The sequence below is a fragment of the Dorea sp. AF36-15AT genome (genome assembly GCF_003477705.1).
Lineage (GTDB): Bacteria > Bacillota > Clostridia > Lachnospirales > Lachnospiraceae > Claveliimonas > Claveliimonas ammoniilytica.
In genome coordinates this window covers 35,823-55,655 of sequence record NZ_QUDV01000004.1, presented here as the reverse complement: position 1 = coordinate 55,655, position 19,833 = coordinate 35,823, and the positions used below count along the sequence as shown (strand labels likewise).

Here is a 19,833-nt window from a genome sequence, read left to right as displayed (position 1 = left end):
TTCCCCGGGCATCTTCAACCTTATCCTTACACCACATTTATTATGTTGCTTTCATTTTCTCATAAATTTGCACAAAAGCCTTTGCATTATCAATCTTTTATTTTGCACAATTAACCACATTTAGAAGCGTAGCAACTTTTTATCGTTCATATTTTTATGCTATTTCTATAAAAGTCTCTATCTTCCACTTCACCGCGTTGGTTTGATAATTTTGATACATTCTTGTCAATTACTGTAGTCAAGCGGATATTCGCAATCCGCTTCGCTACTTGCTCATAACCGAATGCTGCTTTGCAGCTTATCAGGAGTGGCTTGCACCACTCCTGATACAAGCAAGTTCCAGCCCACTGCTTATTGCTTTGCGCAATTGAAGCAGGGGACTTGCTTGATTCGGTTAAAAAACCGGCTGTCTCCAGCCGGTAAACAATGTTCAATATTAATTACAATTCTTAGTATTCGATTTCTACCGGAACACCCTTCTCTGCAGACTCAAGAATAGCCAGAATAGCAATCGCTGTCTTTCTGGAATCTTCCAGCGTTACACGGAATTCTCTTCCGTCAACCAGTCTGTCTACAAAATCACGGATACTCTCATAAGAAAGTCCCTTACACTTATCAAACACCATGTTAGATACCAGAACATCCGGTACGCTTGACGACTCTTCTGTAATCTCCTCGATCATATTGTGAGCAGACAGGTTCAGTTTCATCATACCTTCTGTGCACATTACATCACAAAGGAAGTCATTCACATTTCTGTTACCATTTGGTGTAACCCATCCATTCTCCATCTGAGCTACTACACCGTTCTCAAATTCGATTGTAGTCAGATAAATATCCGGAACATCTACTCCTCTTTCTTTCAGAAGTCCTTCTCTCTTCACTGAGTATACTCTCTTAGCTTCAGAATCAACTAACCATCTCAGAGAGTCAAGACTGTGGCTTCCCAAGAACCAGAGAATAGAAGATTTAGCAGCCCATGAAAGCATATCTGTAGCCACCCACTTCACATCACTGTGACGAATATATGCTGTGTATGGTTTGCCAAGCTTACCGGAAGCAATCTCCTGTTTTGCTTTGTTAAATGGAGCATTCCATCTGTTGTGAAGGTCTACCATGCAGCGTACACCATTACGTTCTACTGCTTCACAGATACGGTCAATATCTTCTCTTGTAGTTGCCAGTGGTTTCTCGATCAGAATGTCTTTACCGGCATCAGCCATTGCGCAGGCAATGTCCGCATGTGCAAAATCCGGTGTAACAATTGCTACTGCATCGATCTCAGGATCTGCTGCCAGTTCCTTGTAGTCAGTATATACTTTGCGGATTCCGTATTTATCTGCGATCGCCTGAGCTTTTTCTTTGTTCATATCACAGATAGCAACCGGATCAGCGCAGATATGCTCTGCGTAAATTGATGCGTGTGTTGCTCCCCATGTACCAGCTCCAACAATACCCATTCTAATCTGTTTTAATTCCATAATATTTATCCTCTTTTCTTTCAGTCTGTCTGTTTCCCGAATTTATTATTTACTGTTTCACAGCTCCTGCTGTCATACCGCCTACCAAGTGTTTCTGCAGACACAGGAACAGGATTACAACCGGTATGGTGATTAGTACCGATCCTGCCATTAATGTTCCCCAGTCCGTCGCATACTGACCTTTGAAACTGGCGATACCTACCGGAAGAGTCCAGTTATCGTAGCTCTGCATAAATGAACTTGCGAAGAGGTACTCGTTCCAACCGTTGATAAATGCGAACAATCCTGTAGATACCAGTCCCGGAACCGTCAGCGGAAGTGTTACCGTAAAGAAACAACGGAATGTTCCCGCGCCATCTACTCTCGCCGCCTCTTCCAGAGAGATTGGGATCGAATCAAAGAAGCCCTTCATCATCCAGGTACAGAACGGTACCGTAAATGTAACGTACGCTAACATCAATCCGATCTTGGTATTCAAAAGTCCAAGATTACTCATGATAATATACAGCGGAATCATCAACAGTGATCCCGGAAGCACCTGCGTAGTCAATACGATATAGCTGAGTGCCCCCCGGCCCTTGAACCGGTATCTGGATATTCCATATCCACCAAGCACAGCTATAATCATGGAAAATATCGTTGTCAGGAATGCTACAAAAATACTGTTTGCAGCCCACTGCTTAAAATTAAATGTAGCAGTCTCTGTCGTAAACATACTGGTATATCCATCCATTGTCGGATGCTTTGGAACGAATGTAGGTGCTGCTGTATAGATCTCCGAATTCGTCTTAAACGAAGTAGAGATCATCCATATAAATGGAAACAGCGCAAATATGCATACAATAATTACCAGTATAATAGTTACCGCTTTGCCGCCTTTTTTGGTTTTCATTAGTCGTCCTCCCCTCTGTTAACTGCTCTGAAGTAGAAGAAGGTAAAGACAAGCGATACCAGAAGCATCAGCATACCGGCTGCGGCTGCCTTACCGAAGTCAAATGACTTGAACGCCGTCTGCTGGATAAAGATCGTCATGATCTCTGTCGCTCTGGACGGACCGCCTTTTGCAAGTACATATGCGATCGCATAGTCTTTGATCGTCCAGATAACCAGCAACAGGAATACTACCGTTGATACGGATTTGATTCCCGGTATGATAATGTAACGTACCTTCTGAAGCCACGAAGCACCATCAATATCAGCAGCTTCAAACAAATCTTCCGAAATGCTCTGCATACCAGCCAGAAGCATAATTGCCACAAATGGAAATCCTTTCCAGATATTAACCACCATCGCCGCCGGTAATGCAACCTTTACGTCCTGCAGGTAAGCAATGTTCTGCGACAGAATACCTGCATTATTCAGCAAGAAGTTGATAATACCGTAATCTCGGTCATACATCAGCATCCATACCAGACAAGCCACAACCTCCGGTACTGCCCACGGAATAATTACCAGCGCACGGGCAATTCCTCTTCCTTTAAACTTGGTATTCAGCAGCAGGGCTGTAAGGAATCCTAATACATATCTTCCAAGCACGGTTACCAGGATATAGATCACTGTTACCTTAACAGAATTATAAAAATTCGAATCCGAAAGCAGGTTCTTATAGTTATCCAATCCCACAAAATAATTACCATCTGCCGATGGTCTTACTATGTAGTAATACTGGAAACTCATGATCGCCGCTTTCACGATCGGTATCAGCAGAAAGACCAGTAATATCACCAGCAAAGGTGCCAGAAAAAGGTATGGTTCCATCTTCTTCTTTAATTGTCTCTTTTTTCCCATATCCATGTTTCTACCACTCCCTGAAGCTTGTCGCTTCATTTCTTTCTATATGCAAGAATGCCAGGCAGGCTGGCATTCTCGCGCCATTGCGTATTTATTATTTATTCATTACTTCTTCAATCTTAGACTGTGCATCATCCATCTCACTCTTAACATCTGCTCCCTGCTCTGAGAACATATGCTGGCATGCATCCAGCATGATCTGAGAAATCTCACCAAGCTGTGGGATGTTAGGGTCAGCGATCAGAGTTGTGTAATTATTCTGCATAAAGTCTACGATCTTGTACTCAAGCTCGTGATTCTTAATGTACTCATCACTTGTAGAGTAATCTGTGTTACTTGGGATCATACCGCAGTCAGCGATAATAGCCTGTGCTTCATCTGTAGTCATCCACTCAAGGAAATCATATGCTTCCTGTGGGTGCTTGCAGTCTTTGTTGATCATAGTAACCAGTGGATAATTGGTCGGGTTTGGTTTGTATGTCTCGCCATTGTATACGATATCCGGCTGAGCGATGATGCCTGTATCTTCCAGGACATCGTCACTTGTCATACCTACGAACCAAGGTCCGTCCATACAGAATGGAACTTCACCATTCCAGAACATCTCACGCACATCACTCTTATCTGTTACAAGCTTAGCAGCTTTGTCTTTCAGAATAAAATCCTGCCACCACTGAGCAGCCCATACGTTGGCATCACAGTTAACATTTACATTGTCTGCTGTGTAAGGCTCACTCTCTCCATTCGGGAAGTAAAGTCCACCGGATACCGGTCTTGCAACCAGTCGGTTCCATTCACTTACAGTAAATGCATGAGTTCCGGATACGATACCTGTTGCATATCCTCCATCCTTTGTGAACTTTAAGCATGCATCTCTGAAGTCATCCAGTGTCTTAATGTCATCCGGGTTGATACCTTTCTCTTCCAGCATAGACTTGCGATAGAAGATACCAGTAGTTCCCCATGCATAACTTGAGATAGCCAGTGTCTGTCCATCTACAGTACACATATCCTGTCCGGTCAGTTTAGATTTCAGATCGTCACTCATGTAATCATCAAGATTAACGAATGTTCCTTCTGGTTTCAGAGCCTGGTAAGTAGAGATATTCTCCGGATATACCTGGATCATGTCACTTGCCGTTCCTGACTGGATCTCATTGGTAATATTATCCCAATATCCATCATAACCAGCTCCAAGAACCTCGATCTCAATATCTGGGTTCTTTTTGTTGTAGGCTTCCAGAAGGGCATCGATTGCTTTCTGATGTGGTTCCTCTACATAAACGGATGTAGAGAATGTCAGCTTAATCTTTCCATCCTTTTCGCCTGACTCCTCTGAATCGTTCTTGCTTCCGCATCCTGCAAGTCCGGCCACCATAGCCGCGCAAAGCAGAACAGAAAGTATACGGTTCCTCTTTTTCATACCTTATCCTCCTTTAGTACTGAATATAATACGCTATATTCATTCTCTCGCAATCTTGCACAAATTGCTTTGCATTATCAGTTATTTAATTTGCACAATCTGCTCAATACTTCGGATCACCAAATTTTTAAACGTTTACTTTTTGTGCATTTTTGCTTTATTTCATAGCGGACAGTGCTGCTTCATCCGCTACTACTACCACGTCATTATGAAGTTGCAGGACAGATGCCGGCACCTTCGGTGTAATCGGTCCACACAGTGCTTTTGCTAATGTCTCAGCTTTATCCTCTCCACTGACCATCAGAAGTACCTTCTTTGCACGCATGATTGTTCCGATACCCATTGTATACGCCTGTTTCGGCACATCATCTGCAGATGCGAAAAATCTCTTATTTGCCTCAATTGTGCTCTCCTGCAGATCTACACAGTTGGTCATCTTGGTAAATTCATCACCCGGCTCATTGAATCCGATATGTCCATTGTGTCCCATACCTAGAAGCTGGAGATCCACTCCACCCATACTCTTAATCTGATTCTCATAGCGGATGCATTCTTCCTGTGGATCCTCTGCAATACCATTTGGAAGGTGTGTATTCGCCGGATCAATATTTACATGATCAAAGAGATGTTTGTGCATAAAATAATAATAGCTCTGATCGTTATCTCTGGTCATTCCTCTGTACTCATCCAGATTCACGCTCTTCACTTCTGAGAAATCAAGATCTCCCTTTTTGTACCATTCCACAAGCTGCGCATACATGCCTTCCGGCGTAGAACCGGTAGCCAGCCCCAGCACGCAGTCCGGTTTTGTGATTACCTGTGCAGAAATAATATTTGCTGCCTTTCTGCTCATATCCTGATAATCTTTTGCTTTGTATATTTTCATAACGTCCTCCTTCTCGGCACTTATAACAGTGCACCTTTTTTAATAATTCGCTTTATATTCAGATCCTGATCCAACAGAACCAAATCCGCATACTTTCCTGCAGTAATACTGCCATACTCCTTATCAACACCAAGGCATCTGGCCGGATTAATCGTTGCACATTTCACTGCTGATTCCAATGAAATATCCATCTTCTTCACTGCGGTGCGCATACAGTCCATAAGATTCGTTACCGAACCCGCCAGTGCTCCGTCCGATACCAGCGTTGCCCGATTGCCCTTTACCTGTACATCAAGTCCGCCCAGGGTATAAACACCGTCCGGCATACCTGTCGCACGCATGCTGTCACTGATCAGTACAATACGGTCATCACCAAGCATCTTAAATGTGGCTCTTACAGTTGCCGGGTGGATATGAACGCCATCACAGATCAGTTCGGCCCACACATGTTCGCAGTCTGCAGCTGCTCCCACCACACCTGGTGCCCGATGTGTAAATGGCGGCATGGCATTATAAAGATGCACCGCATGATCTGCACCTGCCTGAAATGCCGCAAGTGCCGTATCATAGTCTGCATTCGTATGCGCCAGCGACACATGGACTTCATCCTTTACTTCTCTGATGAACGATACCGCATCTTCACTTTCTTCCGGTGCAATGCCAATAAACTTCACCAATCCTTTTGAAGCCTCCAAAAATCTGCGGCAGATATCTACATCACACGGAATGATATTCCTCTCATCCTGCGCGCCTTTCTTTGCCGGACTGATAAATGGTCCTTCCATGTTGATTCCCACAAGATCCGCTCCCGGTGCAGGATTCTTCTGATACTCAGCAGCATTTGCAAGAATCTGTTCCAGTTCAGTTGTCGGAAGTGTCATAGTTGCAGGCGCGATCGTTGTAACACCTACCGAAGCCTCATATGCACTGATTTTTTCCAGGGCTTCCCTGGATCCGTCACAGAAGTCTGCACCAATGCATCCGTGGAAATGCAGATCGATGAGACCGGGAAGGGCATATGCACCTTCACCATCGATCACTGGCTCCGAAGCATCTTCTGTGACAGATCCGGCAAACAGTTCTCCCTCTATGTATATTTCTGCGTCTTCAAAGTTACAATTTTCGGTATATTTCTTAACATTCTTAATGATCATAATACTTTGCTGTGATCTCCTTCATCTGATCCCATTTTTCTTCCATATCTTTTACCAGTTTGAACTGTGTTCTGCAACGATCCAGATTATGACCTTCCCGATGTACCTTAAAGTAATGATCTCCCTCCAGATAATCTGTCAGAAAACGCATACCACACTCGTAAGTCATCGTCTTTGCTCCCATTGGCAGAAGTTCCATCTCACGGGCAGTGAGTTTACCGTCACACCCTTCTACGAATCCTTTTGTATAGGCTTCAAAGTATTCCATACTGCAGGATACTTTGTCCAGATCTTTCTCATCTTCTGCTGCTGTACTTGCACCAAATCGGATAGAATCGCCAAAATCATTCACGGAAAGTCCCGGCATTACCGTATCCAAATCAATCACACACAATCCCTTTCCTGTCACATTATCAATCATAACATTATTCAGCTTGGTATCGTTATGTGTTACACGAAGCGGAATCTCGCCATTAGCCAGACAGTCACACAGATAATTGGCCACATCTTCACGATCCAGCACAAACCGGATCTCTTCCTGCACATCCTTTGCACGTCCCATCACATCCGCTTCGACTGCTTTCTTGAACACTTCCAGTCTGGCTTTGGTATCATGGAAGCCTTTGATCACTTCGAACAATGTATCTGCCGGATAATCTGCCAGCATTCTCTGGAAATTACCAAATGCTACGCCACTCTGATAAAACTGCTCCGGTCTCTCTACCTGGTCAAAGCTGGTCGCGTCCGTGATAAAGATATAGGATCTCCAATAATCGCCAAACGAATCTTTATAATATGGCTTGCCATCTACTGCCGGGATCACACTCAGTGTCTCACGCGTCGGATCACCTCCGGCCGCCGCTATCTTCTCACGCAGGAAATCAGTCACACCCAGAATATTCTCCATCAGCTGAACCGGTTCCTCAAATATTGAATTGTTCATCCGCTGAAGAATCACTTTCATCCGTCCCATCTTATTCAATTCGAACGTCAGCAGAAAAGTATCGTTGATATGTCCATTTCCAAAAGGTTCGTCCTTGATCAGTCGTCCCTCATACTGAAAATGTGCGATTGCTTCGCTCTTCTGCACCTTCATCACCCGTGCCATAATTTTCCTCCTTTTATCCAAACCACCAGTTTGTCTGTATTGTACTTCACAATTGCACAAAAATCTTTAGCTGATTCTTCGCTATTTTTGCACAATCGTCCTATTCTTTTTGCATTTTTTTGAGTTATACGTTAAAATATTTGTATAAAAGTTACTATTCACAGCCGATATACAGATACTGATAAGAGCGTCGTGCTTGCACGTAAGCGATTGTCAGCATCTATATATCGAGCCTGTGAAGCAGGAACTCCACCCACATAAGCAGTCTTAACTCCGTCAGGAGTGAAACTGGAGCCTCGGAAAAGGCGACGAGTGCGCATGTGCGTGGAGGACTGTGAATAGTACCGTACAACACAGAGGTGACTTACATGGCATATATTGGCAACGAATTAAACACAGTCTTCACTGTAGGAAAACTCTACAGTATTCACTATTTTGAATATATGAGCACATTTGCATTTGAAGGAGAATCCCACGATTTCTGGGAGTTCGTATACGTAGACAAGGGTGAGATAAATATCACTGCAGGTACGCGCAATATTGTATTAAAGAAAGGGGAAGTTATATTTCACGAACCGAACGAATTTCACAATGTTAAGGCAACCGGTGATATTGCCCCTAATCTGGTCGTTGTCGCATTTGAATGCACCAGTGAAGCCATGCAGTTTTTCCGGCGCAGGATTCTAAAGTTAGATGATATGGAACGCACACTGCTTGCCAACATCATTGTAGAAGCAAGACATTGTTTCGACTGTCGACTGGATAATCCTTATCTTCAAAATATGCCAAAGAAAGAACAGGAAGACTTTACCGGTTCTGAGCAGCTCATTCGTCTTTATCTGGAACAATTTCTGATCTTTTTGACCAGACACCCACTGAGCACGACTCCGTCTGACACAGTCTCTGATTCCCGTTCCATCAAAGCCACCAAAATCCGCAATGATCTGGAGATTTTCCGCCGGGTCATTGAATATATGGAAGCAAATCTTTCCGAAAAACTGACGATCCAGAAGATCTGTCGGGATAATCTGGTCAGCAGATCGCAGCTTCAGAAGCTTATTATGCAGCAAACCGGAATGGGCATTATCGAATATTTTTCCCATTTAAAAATTCGTGCAGCCAAGGAAATGATCCGCACGCAAAAGATGAATTTCACCCAGATTTCGGATACACTTGGGTATTCATCTATTCACTATTTCTCCAGACAGTTCAAAAAAATAACCGGCATGACTCCGTCAGACTATACCTCTTCTATCAAGGCAATGTCTGACCCGGAGACAGCCGGCAAATAACATTTCTATATTACTTAGATGCCAGGGTCAAAAGGTCTAAATCCACATGAGCTCGCTCATAAGTGGATGAAAGTCCTTGGGACCCGCCCCAACATCTTACTTATTGTACATGAGCATGCTCCTGCGACGTCACAGATACGCGCTTCGGCATGCTTTTTCCTGAAACCGGAAGCTCCATATTCATCACCGCAATTGATCCCAGAACTAATACGATTCCTGCGAGATTACCAATGCCTACCTTTTCATGGAACACCATCACACCTACGATTACCGCCACAACATTCTCTACGGATGCAACTACCGGAACTTTACTACTTTCTTTGATCTTGCTCACACCATTAAAATATATGATATAGCAGATTCCTGTCGGAATCAGTGCATACACGAATCCATATGCAAGAATCTTGAAATTCATCGGATCTGCTACTGTCGTCCATGGATGTCCGAACAAGCCAAGGAAAATTGTTCCAAACAGGAAATTGTAAGTTGCCACAACAAACGGAGAAGATTCTCCGGATGCCAATCTTCCAAAAATGCCTACCAGTGAATAGCATGCCGCAGATGCCAGACCAAACAGCAATCCTGAAGCTGCAAACGACATTCCCTTCAGGCTTCCGCCAGTCACTGTCAGTACGCATCCTGCCAGATTCAGGATCATCGCCAGGTATTTATTCGGTCCGAATTTCTCGCGGAACAAAAAATACGATATTACACTTGCAAATGCAGGTGCCATATAAGTCATGACGCATGCAAAAGATACGCCCAGACTGTTGATTGCGGAACTATATACATAATTGTACAGTGCCTGACAGACCAAGCCTAACAGTGCGCAGGAGATCAATGTATTTTTACTGATCTTAAAGGCTTTCGGTCCCTCTTTCACTAATGTGATCACCGTCAATATCAGCAGGCTCAATGCAATCCGCACAAATCCGGTATACGCCGATGTAGACCCTGCTCCCTGCATCAGTTTTACGAAAAGTCCATTGGTTCCCCACAGACATCCTGCCACAAATATACATCCATAACTCTTCCAGGCACTGTTCATTTTCTAATTCCCTCACTTCATAGAATCGCGTACATTTTCACGCTCTATAAGAGAATCTAGCACCAGAAGACTTCCGCTGTCAATAACCTTTTTTCACCAGAATGCTTATGTGATTATTAGCATCCCTTATCTCATAAATTTCTCACACCTTGATTATTTCTTATTCTCAGATAATTGCCGAGATTTGTCACGCACATCAGTGTTGTCACGAGAAATGCACCCGGTATCAGTATGATCCACCAGGCTCCATTTAGCAATGCCTGATCTGCTAACGATAACATACTGCCCCAGGATACCACCTCCAGCGGCAGGCCAAGACCCATGAAACTCAAGGTCGATTCTGCCACGATCGCCCCGCGGACATTCATAACTACCATAAACATGATTGATGAGATAAAATTCGGTGTCAGATGGCGGATTAATATATAGAAGAAACTCCCTCCCATACTGCGTGCCGCCAACACATATTCGCTGTTCTTTAGCTGAATCACTTCTGTCCGCACAATCTTCGCAATGCCGGTCCAGCTCGTAATTCCAATTACAAATGCAAGCGACCAGATTGTTGCTTTTCCAATTACTGCCTGCAGTAAAATAATGATCAGAAGTTCCGGCACACTTAAAAATATCTCCGTCAGTCTCATCAATATCTCATCCAGCCATCTCGGTGCATAACCACTGACTGCGCCGAACACAATTGCGATCGCCGTTGAAATCGCCGTCGCAAGGAATCCTATCGACAGAGAAATCCGTCCGCCATACCAGATCATGGAAAAAATATCACGCCCCATGGTATCCGTTCCAAACAAAAATTCACCATTCGGCGCGTGACTGTAATTAGCCAGATCCATATATGTAGGATCTTTGGTCATGATGAACCGACACCCGATACAGCCAAGGATGATCAGCCCCAACAACACAGAAGAGATTATCGGCTTTTTCTGCTTCATCGCATGATCACCTCCGCATCCTCTGTCAGATCCGGGCCTTTCATCCGCGGATCAATTCGTTCATTAATCGTCTGCGCGATCATATTGCACAGGATCACAAGTGCCCCTGATAACAAGCAGATTACCATCAACAGGTTATAGTCCTGATATCTCGCGCTCTCATAAGACAATGTACCGATTCCCGGATAGGAAAATACTGTTTCTATAATATAAGTACCACCCAGAATATGCGGTACTGATATTGCCATAATACTCAGATATGTAGGGATAATATTGCGCACACAATGACGAAACATAACACTTTTCCCGGTAACACCCTTAGATTTGGCAAGAAGCACATAATCTGTGCGCACCTCTTCCAGCAGTTTGTTGCGGATCAAGTACGCGTAATACCAGAGATGTCCCAGCACCACGACCGTCATCGGCAGAATCAGATGCAGGATACGGTCACCCAGATCATTCTCTTTTCCTATTGTATAGGCTCCGCTACTTGGAAGTACTTTGAGTTCCACTGCAAAGATCAGAATCAGCACCAGCGACAGCCAGAATTCCGGAATACAACTGGTCACCGTTCCAATCTTGCAGATCGCACGGTCAATCAGGCGTTCCTCGTTCCACGCGCACCAGATTCCAAGAAGCAGTGCCAACACAAAGATCAGCACGAATCCCACTCCGCCAAGCAGCAGTGTATTCCCGACTCTGCCTTCGATCACTTCCAGCACATCCATTTTATACTTATAAGAAATGCCAAAATCTCCACGTACTGCCCGCCCCAGCCATTTACCATACTGTACAGTGATGGATTCATGAAGACCAAGCTTCTCTTCTGCCCATGCCCGCTCGCCGGCGGTCATTTTCTCTGCCCGCTCGCCGTAATAAGATACCAGTGGATCGCCCGGTGCAAGCCTTGCTATATAGAATACAATTACCGACAAAAGAAAGATACTGACCACAAATATAAGCAGCTTTTTACCATAATAAATCCATGGATTTTTTCGCATTCTTATGCTCTCCTCTCTTCTTTTCTTCCCGGCTCCGGTAATGGGATAGATTCCATCAACCGCTTTGTATAAGAATGCTTCGGCTGTGCGAACACATCTTCTGTGAGTCCGACTTCTACTAATTTGCCATGATACATAACACCTACACGGTCACACAAATATTCCACCATAGACAGATCATGCGCAATAAACAGAAACGTAAATCCATGCTCTTCCTGCAGATGCCGGAACAGATTCACGATCTGTGCCTGGATCGACACATCCAGAGATGCGATCGGCTCATCCGCGATCAACAGCTCCGGTTCCATCACCACTGCACGGGCAATCGCCACACGCTGCCGTTGTCCGCCGGAAAGTTCCCCCGGATACTTGTCCAGAAAACTTTCATCCAGTCCCACGTATTTCATCTGAAACACTGCTTCTTCCCTGTAAGTCCCGCGCTTTGGGCGGATACGATTGATTACGAGAGGTTCCGTGATAATATCTTTCACTTTCATCCGCGGATTCAGACTGGATGTCGAATCCTGAAAAATAATCTGTATATTCTGCTGAATCTGCCTGTGCATCTTCCGGTATACCTTTCTGTCATGCAGCGGTATTCCATTATAATACACTTCTCCAGAACCCTTATGATATAAATTCATGATGCATCTGGCTACCGTAGATTTACCGGAACCAGACTCTCCCACCAGTCCAAATATCTCTCCTTTTCTAAGCTGAAATGACACATCGTCCACTGCTTTTACCGCAAGTTTTCTACTCAATGGAAATGCATGATTCAGATGTCGTACATCCAACAGGACTTCCGCATCCTTCCATTCCTGATGTATCACTCTCTTTTTTCCATTTTCCCGTCCAAACATAATCTTCGGCGCATCTTCCGCCAACAGCCACGTAGCCGCATAATGAGTCGGACTCACCCGAAACATCGGCGGTTCTTCCTCATAATCTCTGGCAACTGCGTAAGGATTCCGGCACGCAAATGCGTCTCCCTTCGGAGGATGCGCCAGATTCGGCGGCATCCCCGGTATCGTAAAGAGTTCTTCTTTTCCTTTTGATAATGCCGGCAATGACTGCAGCAGACACCAGGTATATGGATGCTTCGGCTGATAAAAGATCTCTTCAGTTGTACCGATCTCCACAATCTTCCCCGCATACATAACCGCCACCCGGTCTGCCACTCCAGCGACCACGCTCAGGTCATGAGATACCAGAATTGTGGCTGTCCTGAACTTCTTCTGTATATTGCGGAACAGTTCCAGAATCTGGGACTGGATTGTCACATCCAGTGCCGTCGTCGGTTCATCTGCAAAAAGGATACGTGGATTCGATGCCAATGCGATTGCCAGGACACATCTCTGGCGCATACCGCCTGACATCTGCCCGGGATACTGCTGCATCCTTTCTTTTGCACGATCAATACCTACAAGCCCCAGAAGTTCCAAAACTCTTCCATCCAGTTCCGCCTTTCGGATCTTTGGTTCATGCACACGCACTGCTTCTGCGATTTGTGCACCAATCTTCATCGTCGGATTAAGTGAAGTCATCGGATCCTGAAACACCATCGAGAATACATTGCCCCGAAGCTTCTCCATCTCCCGCTCCCGGTAATCGGTAATATCCGCGCCATCTACAAGGATACGTCCGCCTGCAATATGAGCCGTCTGTGGGAGCAGCTTCATTACGCTCTTACAAAGCACGCTCTTACCACATCCTGACTCGCCCACGATTGCCAGTACTTCGCCTTCCTGCACTTCCAGACTGACGTCGCGCACCGCCTGCACGATCTCTTTTCCCGTATGAAATTGTACAGATAAGTCCTGTAATTCCAGTACTGCTGCCATCTAACATTCCTCTTTATCCCTGCTTATTCTATCGTCCAGTCTGCTACACTCCAGAAGATACCCACACCGTGATGTCCCATAACAGTATCCGGCTCAATTCCTTTGATCGATGACTTTGCCACATAATTAGCATCGATATAGCAGATAAATGTATACGGCGGATCCTGCGTAAGCTCTTGCAGGAATCCTGCATAAGCCGCCTTTCGCACCTCCGGATCTGCCGACTGACGTGCTTCTGTCAGATACTGATCTACTTTCTCGTTAGAATAGCTGGAATAATTCGCACCTTTTCCGGTTCCAAATACTTTATAGGTATGGTCATCTGCATCAAACGGACTTCCCCATCCGATCAGATATGCCATCTGTCCTTCCCAGTCTACCTGTGCCGGAACTTCCACTGTCACATCAATACCGATTGCTTTCAACTGCTGTGCTGCGGCCTGCGCAATATCCACACGAACCTGATCGCCGGCACCCACACAGATTACAAATCCAAGCTTCTCGCCATTTCTGTAGTAATAACCATCATCCTTCTTCTCACATCCAACAGACTGTAGAATCTCTTCTGCCTTCTCCGGATCGTAATCAAAATGCTCCATATTTTCATCATTGTACACATTACGCTGGATCGGGCTATACGCTGTCATTCCTTCTCCCAGCAGTACCGCATCCACGATTGCCTGCCGGTCAATTCCATAATTTATCGCCGGAATAATGTCTTTATTCTCCTGCCAGTACTCATTTGCAAAATTATAAAGAATTCCCCGATAATCGGAAGTCTTCATATCATAACAGGTGTACCCTTCCTTATCTGCAAATTCCTTTGCATCCTTTGGAGTCAAAAGTGCCAGATCCAGATCACCGGACTGCATCTGCATTGCTTTGGCATTATCATCTGTCACGATCTTAAATATGATCTTGTCAATGTTCGGTGCACCTTTAAAATAGTCCTCATTTTTTACCAGCGTAATCGCCTGTCCTTCGTCCCAGCTGTCTAGCTTATAAGGTCCTGTTCCAATCGGATGCCGGAAAAACTCTGACTCCTGCATATTCTCTCCTTCCAGGAGATGCTTTGGCAGAATCGCCATTGTCATATAATCCAAAAATGCTACATTCGGCGCATCCAGCTTGAATGTAATTGTATAATCATCCACCACATTAATCTCCTGCACATCTTCATAATTCGGTGCATTTTCCGAACCGTTATCCGGATCCATAATAGACTCGATGGTAAATTTCACATCATCAGCTGTAAAATCTTCCCCGTCATGCCACTTTACACCCTCTTCCAGATGAAATGTATATGTGTATGTTGATTCATCAAACTCCCAACTCTTGGCAAGTCCCGGTACAACCTCATTATTGCCGTCATGCGCAGTCAATCCATTAAACAACAGGATATTGATCTCCCCATGTTCATCCATCGCCGGATTGATCCTCGTATAATCATTGCTTCCATAAACTAATGTATTACTTTCCTTTGCTGCATTCTCACCTTTCCCTTTTTCCGATGATGCCCCACAGCCTGCTAATCCTACCACCATGCTGAGCACTAACGCTCCTGCTAACAATCTCTTCATCCTTTTGCTCTCCTGTCCGTTATTGATCTGATGATATCCCAGATTTCATGCTATTAATTTATCAAAATTCAAAGACCCCAGACAAGCCCCCCTTAGGGTTAAGGAGGCAGGTTTCCCTTATAATACAAAAGCGCGGAACACAATTCAGAAGAAAAAAAGACCTGCAAAGCTATGCTTTACAGGTCTTAAACTCCCCGAGTTGGGCTCGAACCAACAACCCCACGGTTAACAGCCGTGTGCTCTACCATTGAGCTATCGAGGAATACGTGATTCATATCACTCGTTTAATATAACCCCTTGCGTGAAAAAATGCAAGGGGTTTTTGCAAATTTTTTTAATTTTTTCTACAATTGTTGTTTTTATATTCGAACTGTGTTTTATAACGGACGGTCAATGATTCAGTCAGCTATCAATTCCAGGAATTTTTCATGAATCCGATTATCCGCATCCAGTTCCGGGTGAAATGACAAGCCGATCTGCGCACCGTACTGCACTGCCACAATTCTGTCATCTACATGGGCGAGCACCTGAACCTGCTCGTCTGCTGTCTCAATATAAGGTGCTCTGATAAATGTCATCGGCACTTCTCCGATGCCTTTAACTTCTGCATCTGTATGAAAGCTATCCCTGTACGGTACTCTCACCTCCCGGAAGTACCAGACCAGTTTTTTCATTGCAAGGTCATCTCGCATAGCTGGTTATTGCACAAAAAAAAGAATGCTTCGAAAATTCAAAGCATTCCTTAAACTTTTCCAGACTATCTGAACATTAGAGATCATTAGTTTTTGTCTCCATTATACTCAATAGCATATTTTACAGCTTCATGGATGTCGCCAGCTTCAGCACTGGATTATACTCATAAATCGTTTTAAGAAATTCATTTTCCTGAATCATTGCAATCATGCTTTTTCCGATTCCGGTTGTGTACAACATTGTGATCACAAGAAATACCAGCCACACGATTATCAGTACCATCAGCATACCAAGCACACCGCCTGCCAGGCGATTCACCAGTCCGACTACCGGAAGCTCTGACACCACATTCAGCGAGAAAATAATCGCCCGAAGTATGATCGAAACAACTATAAATGTCAGCAGAAATGCCGCTACATTAATAATCAGTTTTGCCATATAAGCAGACACATAACTCACGAATCCGGTCACACCAAGCTTATCGTAGATCTCACTGTTGTTGTTCGTCAGAAGCAGATTCTTAAATACTGATGGTATGTCCGCATTCTCGATTGCCGAGATCTGCATATCTCGTGGAATTTCGATGTTTTCCAGTGGCTCAGTCCCATTATCTGCACTCTGCTGATTAATGCCATCCAAAATATTCCGCGAAATTCCCATTTCTGCCAGATCATTCTTGCTGATACTACCGTTCGCAATATCTTCTACGGTAATGCCAAGTTCATTTAGTCTGTCTTCGTCCACGCCCGCTGCTTTCAGCGCACTCCGAATCTGGTCTTCTTTGTTCGTTCCGCCTTCTTCGCTGTCTCCCATGACCATCCCGGCAATTGTAGACTCTATCTTCGTCTCCAGAACATCCTGTGCAGGTGTCATCTTTGTAATTCCTTTACTCACATACGGTGTCAAAAAGAAGACTAGCACAAATGTCACGATTGTTGCCAGAAGTGATACTGTGATTTTAATCGCCCCTCTTGCAATACCTATGATCAGACCAAGCAAAAAAGCTCCTGCCACAACGGCCACTAACCAGTTATCCATATATTTCTCCTTACTTTACAAACCGGACAACTTCCATCCCATTTGCACTCATCACTATATATTTGTTCACTCCGAATGTAGGGAATATCTCCAGAATAACATCATCCACTTCACCCTGATATTTATGAATGCCGTTACGAGTATAAACACTACATTTTTTACCATCGTACATCAACACCTGACTGCCACTGATCTTCACATTGGCATAGTCACCGGTAAAGTCTTCCGACAGGATCTTCTTGCCCGATTTATTATACAGGCACAGTTCGTATCCGCCTTTTCCTTCATTTTTTAAAACCAGACCGATATATTTGTCACTGTGAAATGCACTCTTGATCTTTTTATTTATTGTAATATTCTTGGAAAGCTTCGGCTTCTCTGCACCTTTGTAAATGAGCAGACTGTTATCTGTCACTACTGCTGATGTATCCGCATCCATATAATATGCTGATGCAGCCACAACTCCAGGATACTCGTCTGATGTCACTTCATAATCCTGACTCTTCTCCTTGGTTCCATCAAAGCTATAATATACTACTTTGGTCAGAATCTGACCTTTCTGTACACTGAGATAGGATACCAGAAGCATCTTGCCGTCCTCCGACAGACTGACATCCATTGGATATCCCGTACCAGAGAGAGATGTGGTAAGCTCTACAAGCACATTCCCTTCTGCATCATAGCAGACCAGCTTCGGTGAGGCATTGGTCGTAAGTACTGCACAGACAATCCCCTGTGAAGACACGGATACCCGTTCTACCGGAAGTGCCGTCTGCATCTCGCCTTTCAGACCTTTTTTATCCATAACCATGATCGTATTGCCACCTTTGTCGGCTACAACCACTGCTTCATCTTGCCACGTATTTACAATGGGATTCTTAATCTGATAAGGTTGATTCCACTCTTCATCACCCTTACGGTTCACCAGCGCGATACCATCCTTACTATATTTCAATACTCCATTACCAAATTCCAGATAGCTTACATTCCCTTCTGCATTGATCTCATAAGTCGTACTAACTCTGGATGTCGTATAGGTTCTCAGATTAATCACCAATACCATTGCTACAACTACGACGACGATCAGAACCGCCGCGATAATCCTCTTTGTCTTTTGACTCTTCCTATGCTTACGCACCTGTTCGTCAATCTCCTCCTGCACGCCATCTTCTTCCCGGAGCTCCTTCAACACTTCATCAATCAGTGCATCGGTCTCATCCTCATGATTCTCTACTATATGTATATCTGATTTCTTCTTTCGTCTCATTTTTATCCCCTTTACTCTATAGTAACGGTTTTATTCAACATTCCATTTACTGCCTACTTAGACTTTCTTATCATACCACACTTTTATGGCAATAACAATTTCTGTCCGATGAATATCAGATTCCCATCTTTTAATCCATTCATCCTGCAGATTGCATCCGTTTCTGAAGTTGTCCCATAGAGCTTTTTGCTGATCAGATCCAGGGTATCTCCCTTCTGTACCACATAATAATCCTCAGATGAGCCCTGCAGTTCCTCCTGAATCGTAGACGGATCCGGTGTGGTTCCTCCATTCGTCTCCTGCGATGCTTCATCAGTTCCGCCCGCATTCTCTCCCTGGTCACCCTGCCCGGTCTGCTCTGCGATCTGCTGATCACTCTGCTCATCTGAATTCTGCGCATCCTGGCTCTGCGTTTCCTGTGTATCCTGATTATTCTGCGCATTTTTTCCGGATGATCCGTTTGCTCCCATATTCGAAGACAACGTTTCGATCGAATTCTGCACGGAATTCATTTTATCATAATTATTCATGGTTGAGATACCGATTGCAAGCACTATTACAACTAACAGGACACTTGTCAGATATACGTATCTGGATTCCCGCCTCTGCTCTCTGACTTCCATCCGCCCTTTTATGGTGCTGCGAAAATCCTTTGCAGCTCGATCCTCAACCACTTCGCTGGGTGTCACGCCAATCTGCCTGCGTTCCCGGATCATGTAACTCTGCATGTCCGGATTCTTTTCATAAAATATATAATGCCCGCCAATCTCCATCAGTTCTTTAAATTTATAGGCAAAATACAGTTCTTCTTCCTGTCCTTTCAAGATCAATAAACTGTTCTTTTCCGGCATTAATTTTTCGTGCGCTTTTGCCATTTCCCGACTTAATGCAAGCGGTCTGTCCGGTACAGTCTGAAACCATCCTATAATGTCCATTTCATGGAAATATTCCCGGCTCTCCACCTTTGCCGTTTCCAATTCTTCTTTCGTGATCACTGGAGCTATTTCCTCCAAAATACCATCCTTCACCTGCAAGGCACCGGTCACAAAGATACATTCTTCTCCCTCAATCTGCACCTTTTCTCCCAGCAAAAATGCCGTTATCGTCACTTCTCTTCCCTGTTCTTCCAATTGATTCAGAAATGTCTCCACATAATCTTCCACGTAAATGCGCGGACTGTCACTGACATTTCCGATCTGTTTTACATTTTTTGGAAATTGTCTCTCCATTTATACTCACCTCACCCAATATTTGCGCCTATCATAGCACGTGATCTGCGC

The 19,833-nt window shown here is 44.4% G+C and carries 17 protein-coding genes and 1 tRNA gene; 1 reads left to right on the top strand and 17 read right to left on the bottom strand.

The window, feature by feature from the left end; translation table 11 throughout:
* Positions 1-449 precede the first annotated feature (449 nt).
* The 7 genes from DWZ93_RS07655 to DWZ93_RS07625 form a co-directional block, all read right to left on the bottom strand.
* Positions 450-1,481, bottom strand: coding sequence for a Gfo/Idh/MocA family protein (locus tag DWZ93_RS07655; protein ID WP_118383077.1), 1,032 nt, complete (start codon positions 1,479-1,481; stop codon positions 450-452).
* 49 nt (positions 1,482-1,530) lie between these two features.
* Positions 1,531-2,373 (bottom strand): carbohydrate ABC transporter permease, encoded by an 843-nt coding sequence (locus DWZ93_RS07650; protein WP_118452471.1) that lies wholly within the window; start codon positions 2,371-2,373, stop codon positions 1,531-1,533.
* Entirely contained in the window at positions 2,373-3,275 is a 903-nt protein-coding gene (locus DWZ93_RS07645) for a carbohydrate ABC transporter permease (protein WP_118383079.1), read from the bottom strand. Before DWZ93_RS07645 ends, DWZ93_RS07650 begins: the two co-directional genes overlap by 1 nt.
* 91 nt (positions 3,276-3,366) lie before the next feature.
* Positions 3,367-4,695 (bottom strand): ABC transporter substrate-binding protein, encoded by a 1,329-nt coding sequence (locus tag DWZ93_RS07640; RefSeq protein WP_118452470.1) that lies wholly within the window; start codon positions 4,693-4,695, stop codon positions 3,367-3,369.
* A gap of 157 nt (positions 4,696-4,852) precedes the next feature.
* A complete protein-coding gene (gene nagB, locus DWZ93_RS07635; protein WP_118452469.1) occupies positions 4,853-5,581 on the bottom strand; it encodes a glucosamine-6-phosphate deaminase in 729 nt (242 codons plus the stop codon).
* 20 nt (positions 5,582-5,601) lie between these two features.
* Complete coding sequence (gene nagA, locus DWZ93_RS07630; RefSeq protein WP_118452468.1) at positions 5,602-6,735, bottom strand: N-acetylglucosamine-6-phosphate deacetylase; 1,134 nt, start codon at positions 6,733-6,735, stop codon at positions 5,602-5,604.
* A complete protein-coding gene (locus DWZ93_RS07625) occupies positions 6,725-7,843 on the bottom strand; it encodes a phosphotransferase enzyme family protein (RefSeq protein ID WP_118452467.1) in 1,119 nt (372 codons plus the stop codon). Before DWZ93_RS07625 ends, nagA begins: the two co-directional genes overlap by 11 nt.
* 368 nt (positions 7,844-8,211) lie before the next feature.
* On the opposite strand from DWZ93_RS07625, the gene DWZ93_RS07620 reads away from it, so the two are divergent.
* The gene (locus DWZ93_RS07620; RefSeq protein ID WP_243061193.1) at positions 8,212-9,135 is read left to right on the top strand and encodes a helix-turn-helix domain-containing protein; all 924 of its coding nucleotides are present in this window, start codon (positions 8,212-8,214) and stop codon (positions 9,133-9,135) included.
* A gap of 100 nt (positions 9,136-9,235) precedes the next feature.
* Here the strand turns inward: DWZ93_RS07620 and DWZ93_RS07615 are convergent, their stop codons facing one another.
* From DWZ93_RS07615 to DWZ93_RS07570, 10 genes are all read right to left on the bottom strand, one after another.
* Positions 9,236-10,183 (bottom strand): DMT family transporter, encoded by a 948-nt coding sequence (locus tag DWZ93_RS07615; RefSeq protein WP_118452466.1) that lies wholly within the window; start codon positions 10,181-10,183, stop codon positions 9,236-9,238.
* Between the two features lie 131 nt (positions 10,184-10,314).
* Positions 10,315-11,130, bottom strand: coding sequence for an ABC transporter permease (locus DWZ93_RS07610; RefSeq protein WP_118383085.1), 816 nt, complete (start codon positions 11,128-11,130; stop codon positions 10,315-10,317).
* Entirely contained in the window at positions 11,127-12,131 is a 1,005-nt protein-coding gene (locus DWZ93_RS07605) for an ABC transporter permease (protein WP_118452465.1), read from the bottom strand. The genes DWZ93_RS07610 and DWZ93_RS07605 overlap by 4 nt, the downstream gene beginning before the upstream one ends.
* 2 nt (positions 12,132-12,133) lie before the next feature.
* Entirely contained in the window at positions 12,134-13,975 is a 1,842-nt protein-coding gene (locus DWZ93_RS07600) for a dipeptide ABC transporter ATP-binding protein (protein WP_118452464.1), read from the bottom strand.
* 23 nt (positions 13,976-13,998) lie between these two features.
* On the bottom strand, positions 13,999-15,555 hold the full coding sequence (locus DWZ93_RS07595) for an ABC transporter substrate-binding protein (protein ID WP_330421741.1): 1,557 nt from the start codon (positions 15,553-15,555) through the stop codon (positions 13,999-14,001).
* A gap of 190 nt (positions 15,556-15,745) precedes the next feature.
* Positions 15,746-15,817 (bottom strand) — tRNA-Asn (locus tag DWZ93_RS07590).
* A gap of 136 nt (positions 15,818-15,953) precedes the next feature.
* Entirely contained in the window at positions 15,954-16,229 is a 276-nt protein-coding gene (locus DWZ93_RS07585; RefSeq protein WP_330421740.1) for a hypothetical protein, read from the bottom strand.
* A gap of 139 nt (positions 16,230-16,368) precedes the next feature.
* A complete protein-coding gene (locus DWZ93_RS07580; protein WP_118452462.1) occupies positions 16,369-17,286 on the bottom strand; it encodes a CvpA family protein in 918 nt (305 codons plus the stop codon).
* Positions 17,287-17,296: 10 nt separating this feature from the next.
* Positions 17,297-18,553 (bottom strand): DUF5711 family protein, encoded by a 1,257-nt coding sequence (locus DWZ93_RS07575; protein WP_118452461.1) that lies wholly within the window; start codon positions 18,551-18,553, stop codon positions 17,297-17,299.
* An 83-nt stretch (positions 18,554-18,636) separates the two neighbouring features.
* Positions 18,637-19,782 carry a LysM peptidoglycan-binding domain-containing protein gene (locus DWZ93_RS07570; protein ID WP_118452460.1) on the bottom strand — a complete coding sequence of 382 codons (1,146 nt, stop codon included), beginning with the start codon at positions 19,780-19,782 and terminating at the stop codon, positions 18,637-18,639.
* Positions 19,783-19,833: the final 51 nt, after the last annotated feature.

Excerpts from the sequence above, each read along its gene's own strand:
- DWZ93_RS07655 (WP_118383077.1), bottom strand. The coding sequence starts at position 1,481 with ATGGAATTAAAACAGATTAGAATGGGTATTGTTGGAGCTGGTACATGG.
- DWZ93_RS07650 (WP_118452471.1), bottom strand. The coding sequence starts at position 2,373 with ATGAAAACCAAAAAAGGCGGCAAAGCGGTAACTATTATACTGGTAATT.
- DWZ93_RS07645 (WP_118383079.1), bottom strand. The coding sequence starts at position 3,275 with ATGGATATGGGAAAAAAGAGACAATTAAAGAAGAAGATGGAACCATAC.
- DWZ93_RS07640 (WP_118452470.1), bottom strand. The coding sequence starts at position 4,695 with ATGAAAAAGAGGAACCGTATACTTTCTGTTCTGCTTTGCGCGGCTATG.
- nagB (WP_118452469.1), bottom strand. The coding sequence starts at position 5,581 with ATGAAAATATACAAAGCAAAAGATTATCAGGATATGAGCAGAAAGGCA.
- nagA (WP_118452468.1), bottom strand. The coding sequence starts at position 6,735 with ATGATCATTAAGAATGTTAAGAAATATACCGAAAATTGTAACTTTGAA.
- DWZ93_RS07625 (WP_118452467.1), bottom strand. The coding sequence starts at position 7,843 with ATGGCACGGGTGATGAAGGTGCAGAAGAGCGAAGCAATCGCACATTTT.
- DWZ93_RS07620 (WP_243061193.1), top strand. The coding sequence starts at position 8,212 with ATGGCATATATTGGCAACGAATTAAACACAGTCTTCACTGTAGGAAAA.
- DWZ93_RS07615 (WP_118452466.1), bottom strand. The coding sequence starts at position 10,183 with ATGAACAGTGCCTGGAAGAGTTATGGATGTATATTTGTGGCAGGATGT.
- DWZ93_RS07610 (WP_118383085.1), bottom strand. The coding sequence starts at position 11,130 with ATGAAGCAGAAAAAGCCGATAATCTCTTCTGTGTTGTTGGGGCTGATC.
- DWZ93_RS07605 (WP_118452465.1), bottom strand. The coding sequence starts at position 12,131 with ATGCGAAAAAATCCATGGATTTATTATGGTAAAAAGCTGCTTATATTT.
- DWZ93_RS07600 (WP_118452464.1), bottom strand. The coding sequence starts at position 13,975 with ATGGCAGCAGTACTGGAATTACAGGACTTATCTGTACAATTTCATACG.
- DWZ93_RS07595 (WP_330421741.1), bottom strand. The coding sequence starts at position 15,555 with ATGAAGAGATTGTTAGCAGGAGCGTTAGTGCTCAGCATGGTGGTAGGA.
- DWZ93_RS07585 (WP_330421740.1), bottom strand. The coding sequence starts at position 16,229 with ATGAAAAAACTGGTCTGGTACTTCCGGGAGGTGAGAGTACCGTACAGG.
- DWZ93_RS07580 (WP_118452462.1), bottom strand. The coding sequence starts at position 17,286 with ATGGATAACTGGTTAGTGGCCGTTGTGGCAGGAGCTTTTTTGCTTGGT.
- DWZ93_RS07575 (WP_118452461.1), bottom strand. The coding sequence starts at position 18,553 with ATGAGACGAAAGAAGAAATCAGATATACATATAGTAGAGAATCATGAG.
- DWZ93_RS07570 (WP_118452460.1), bottom strand. The coding sequence starts at position 19,782 with ATGGAGAGACAATTTCCAAAAAATGTAAAACAGATCGGAAATGTCAGT.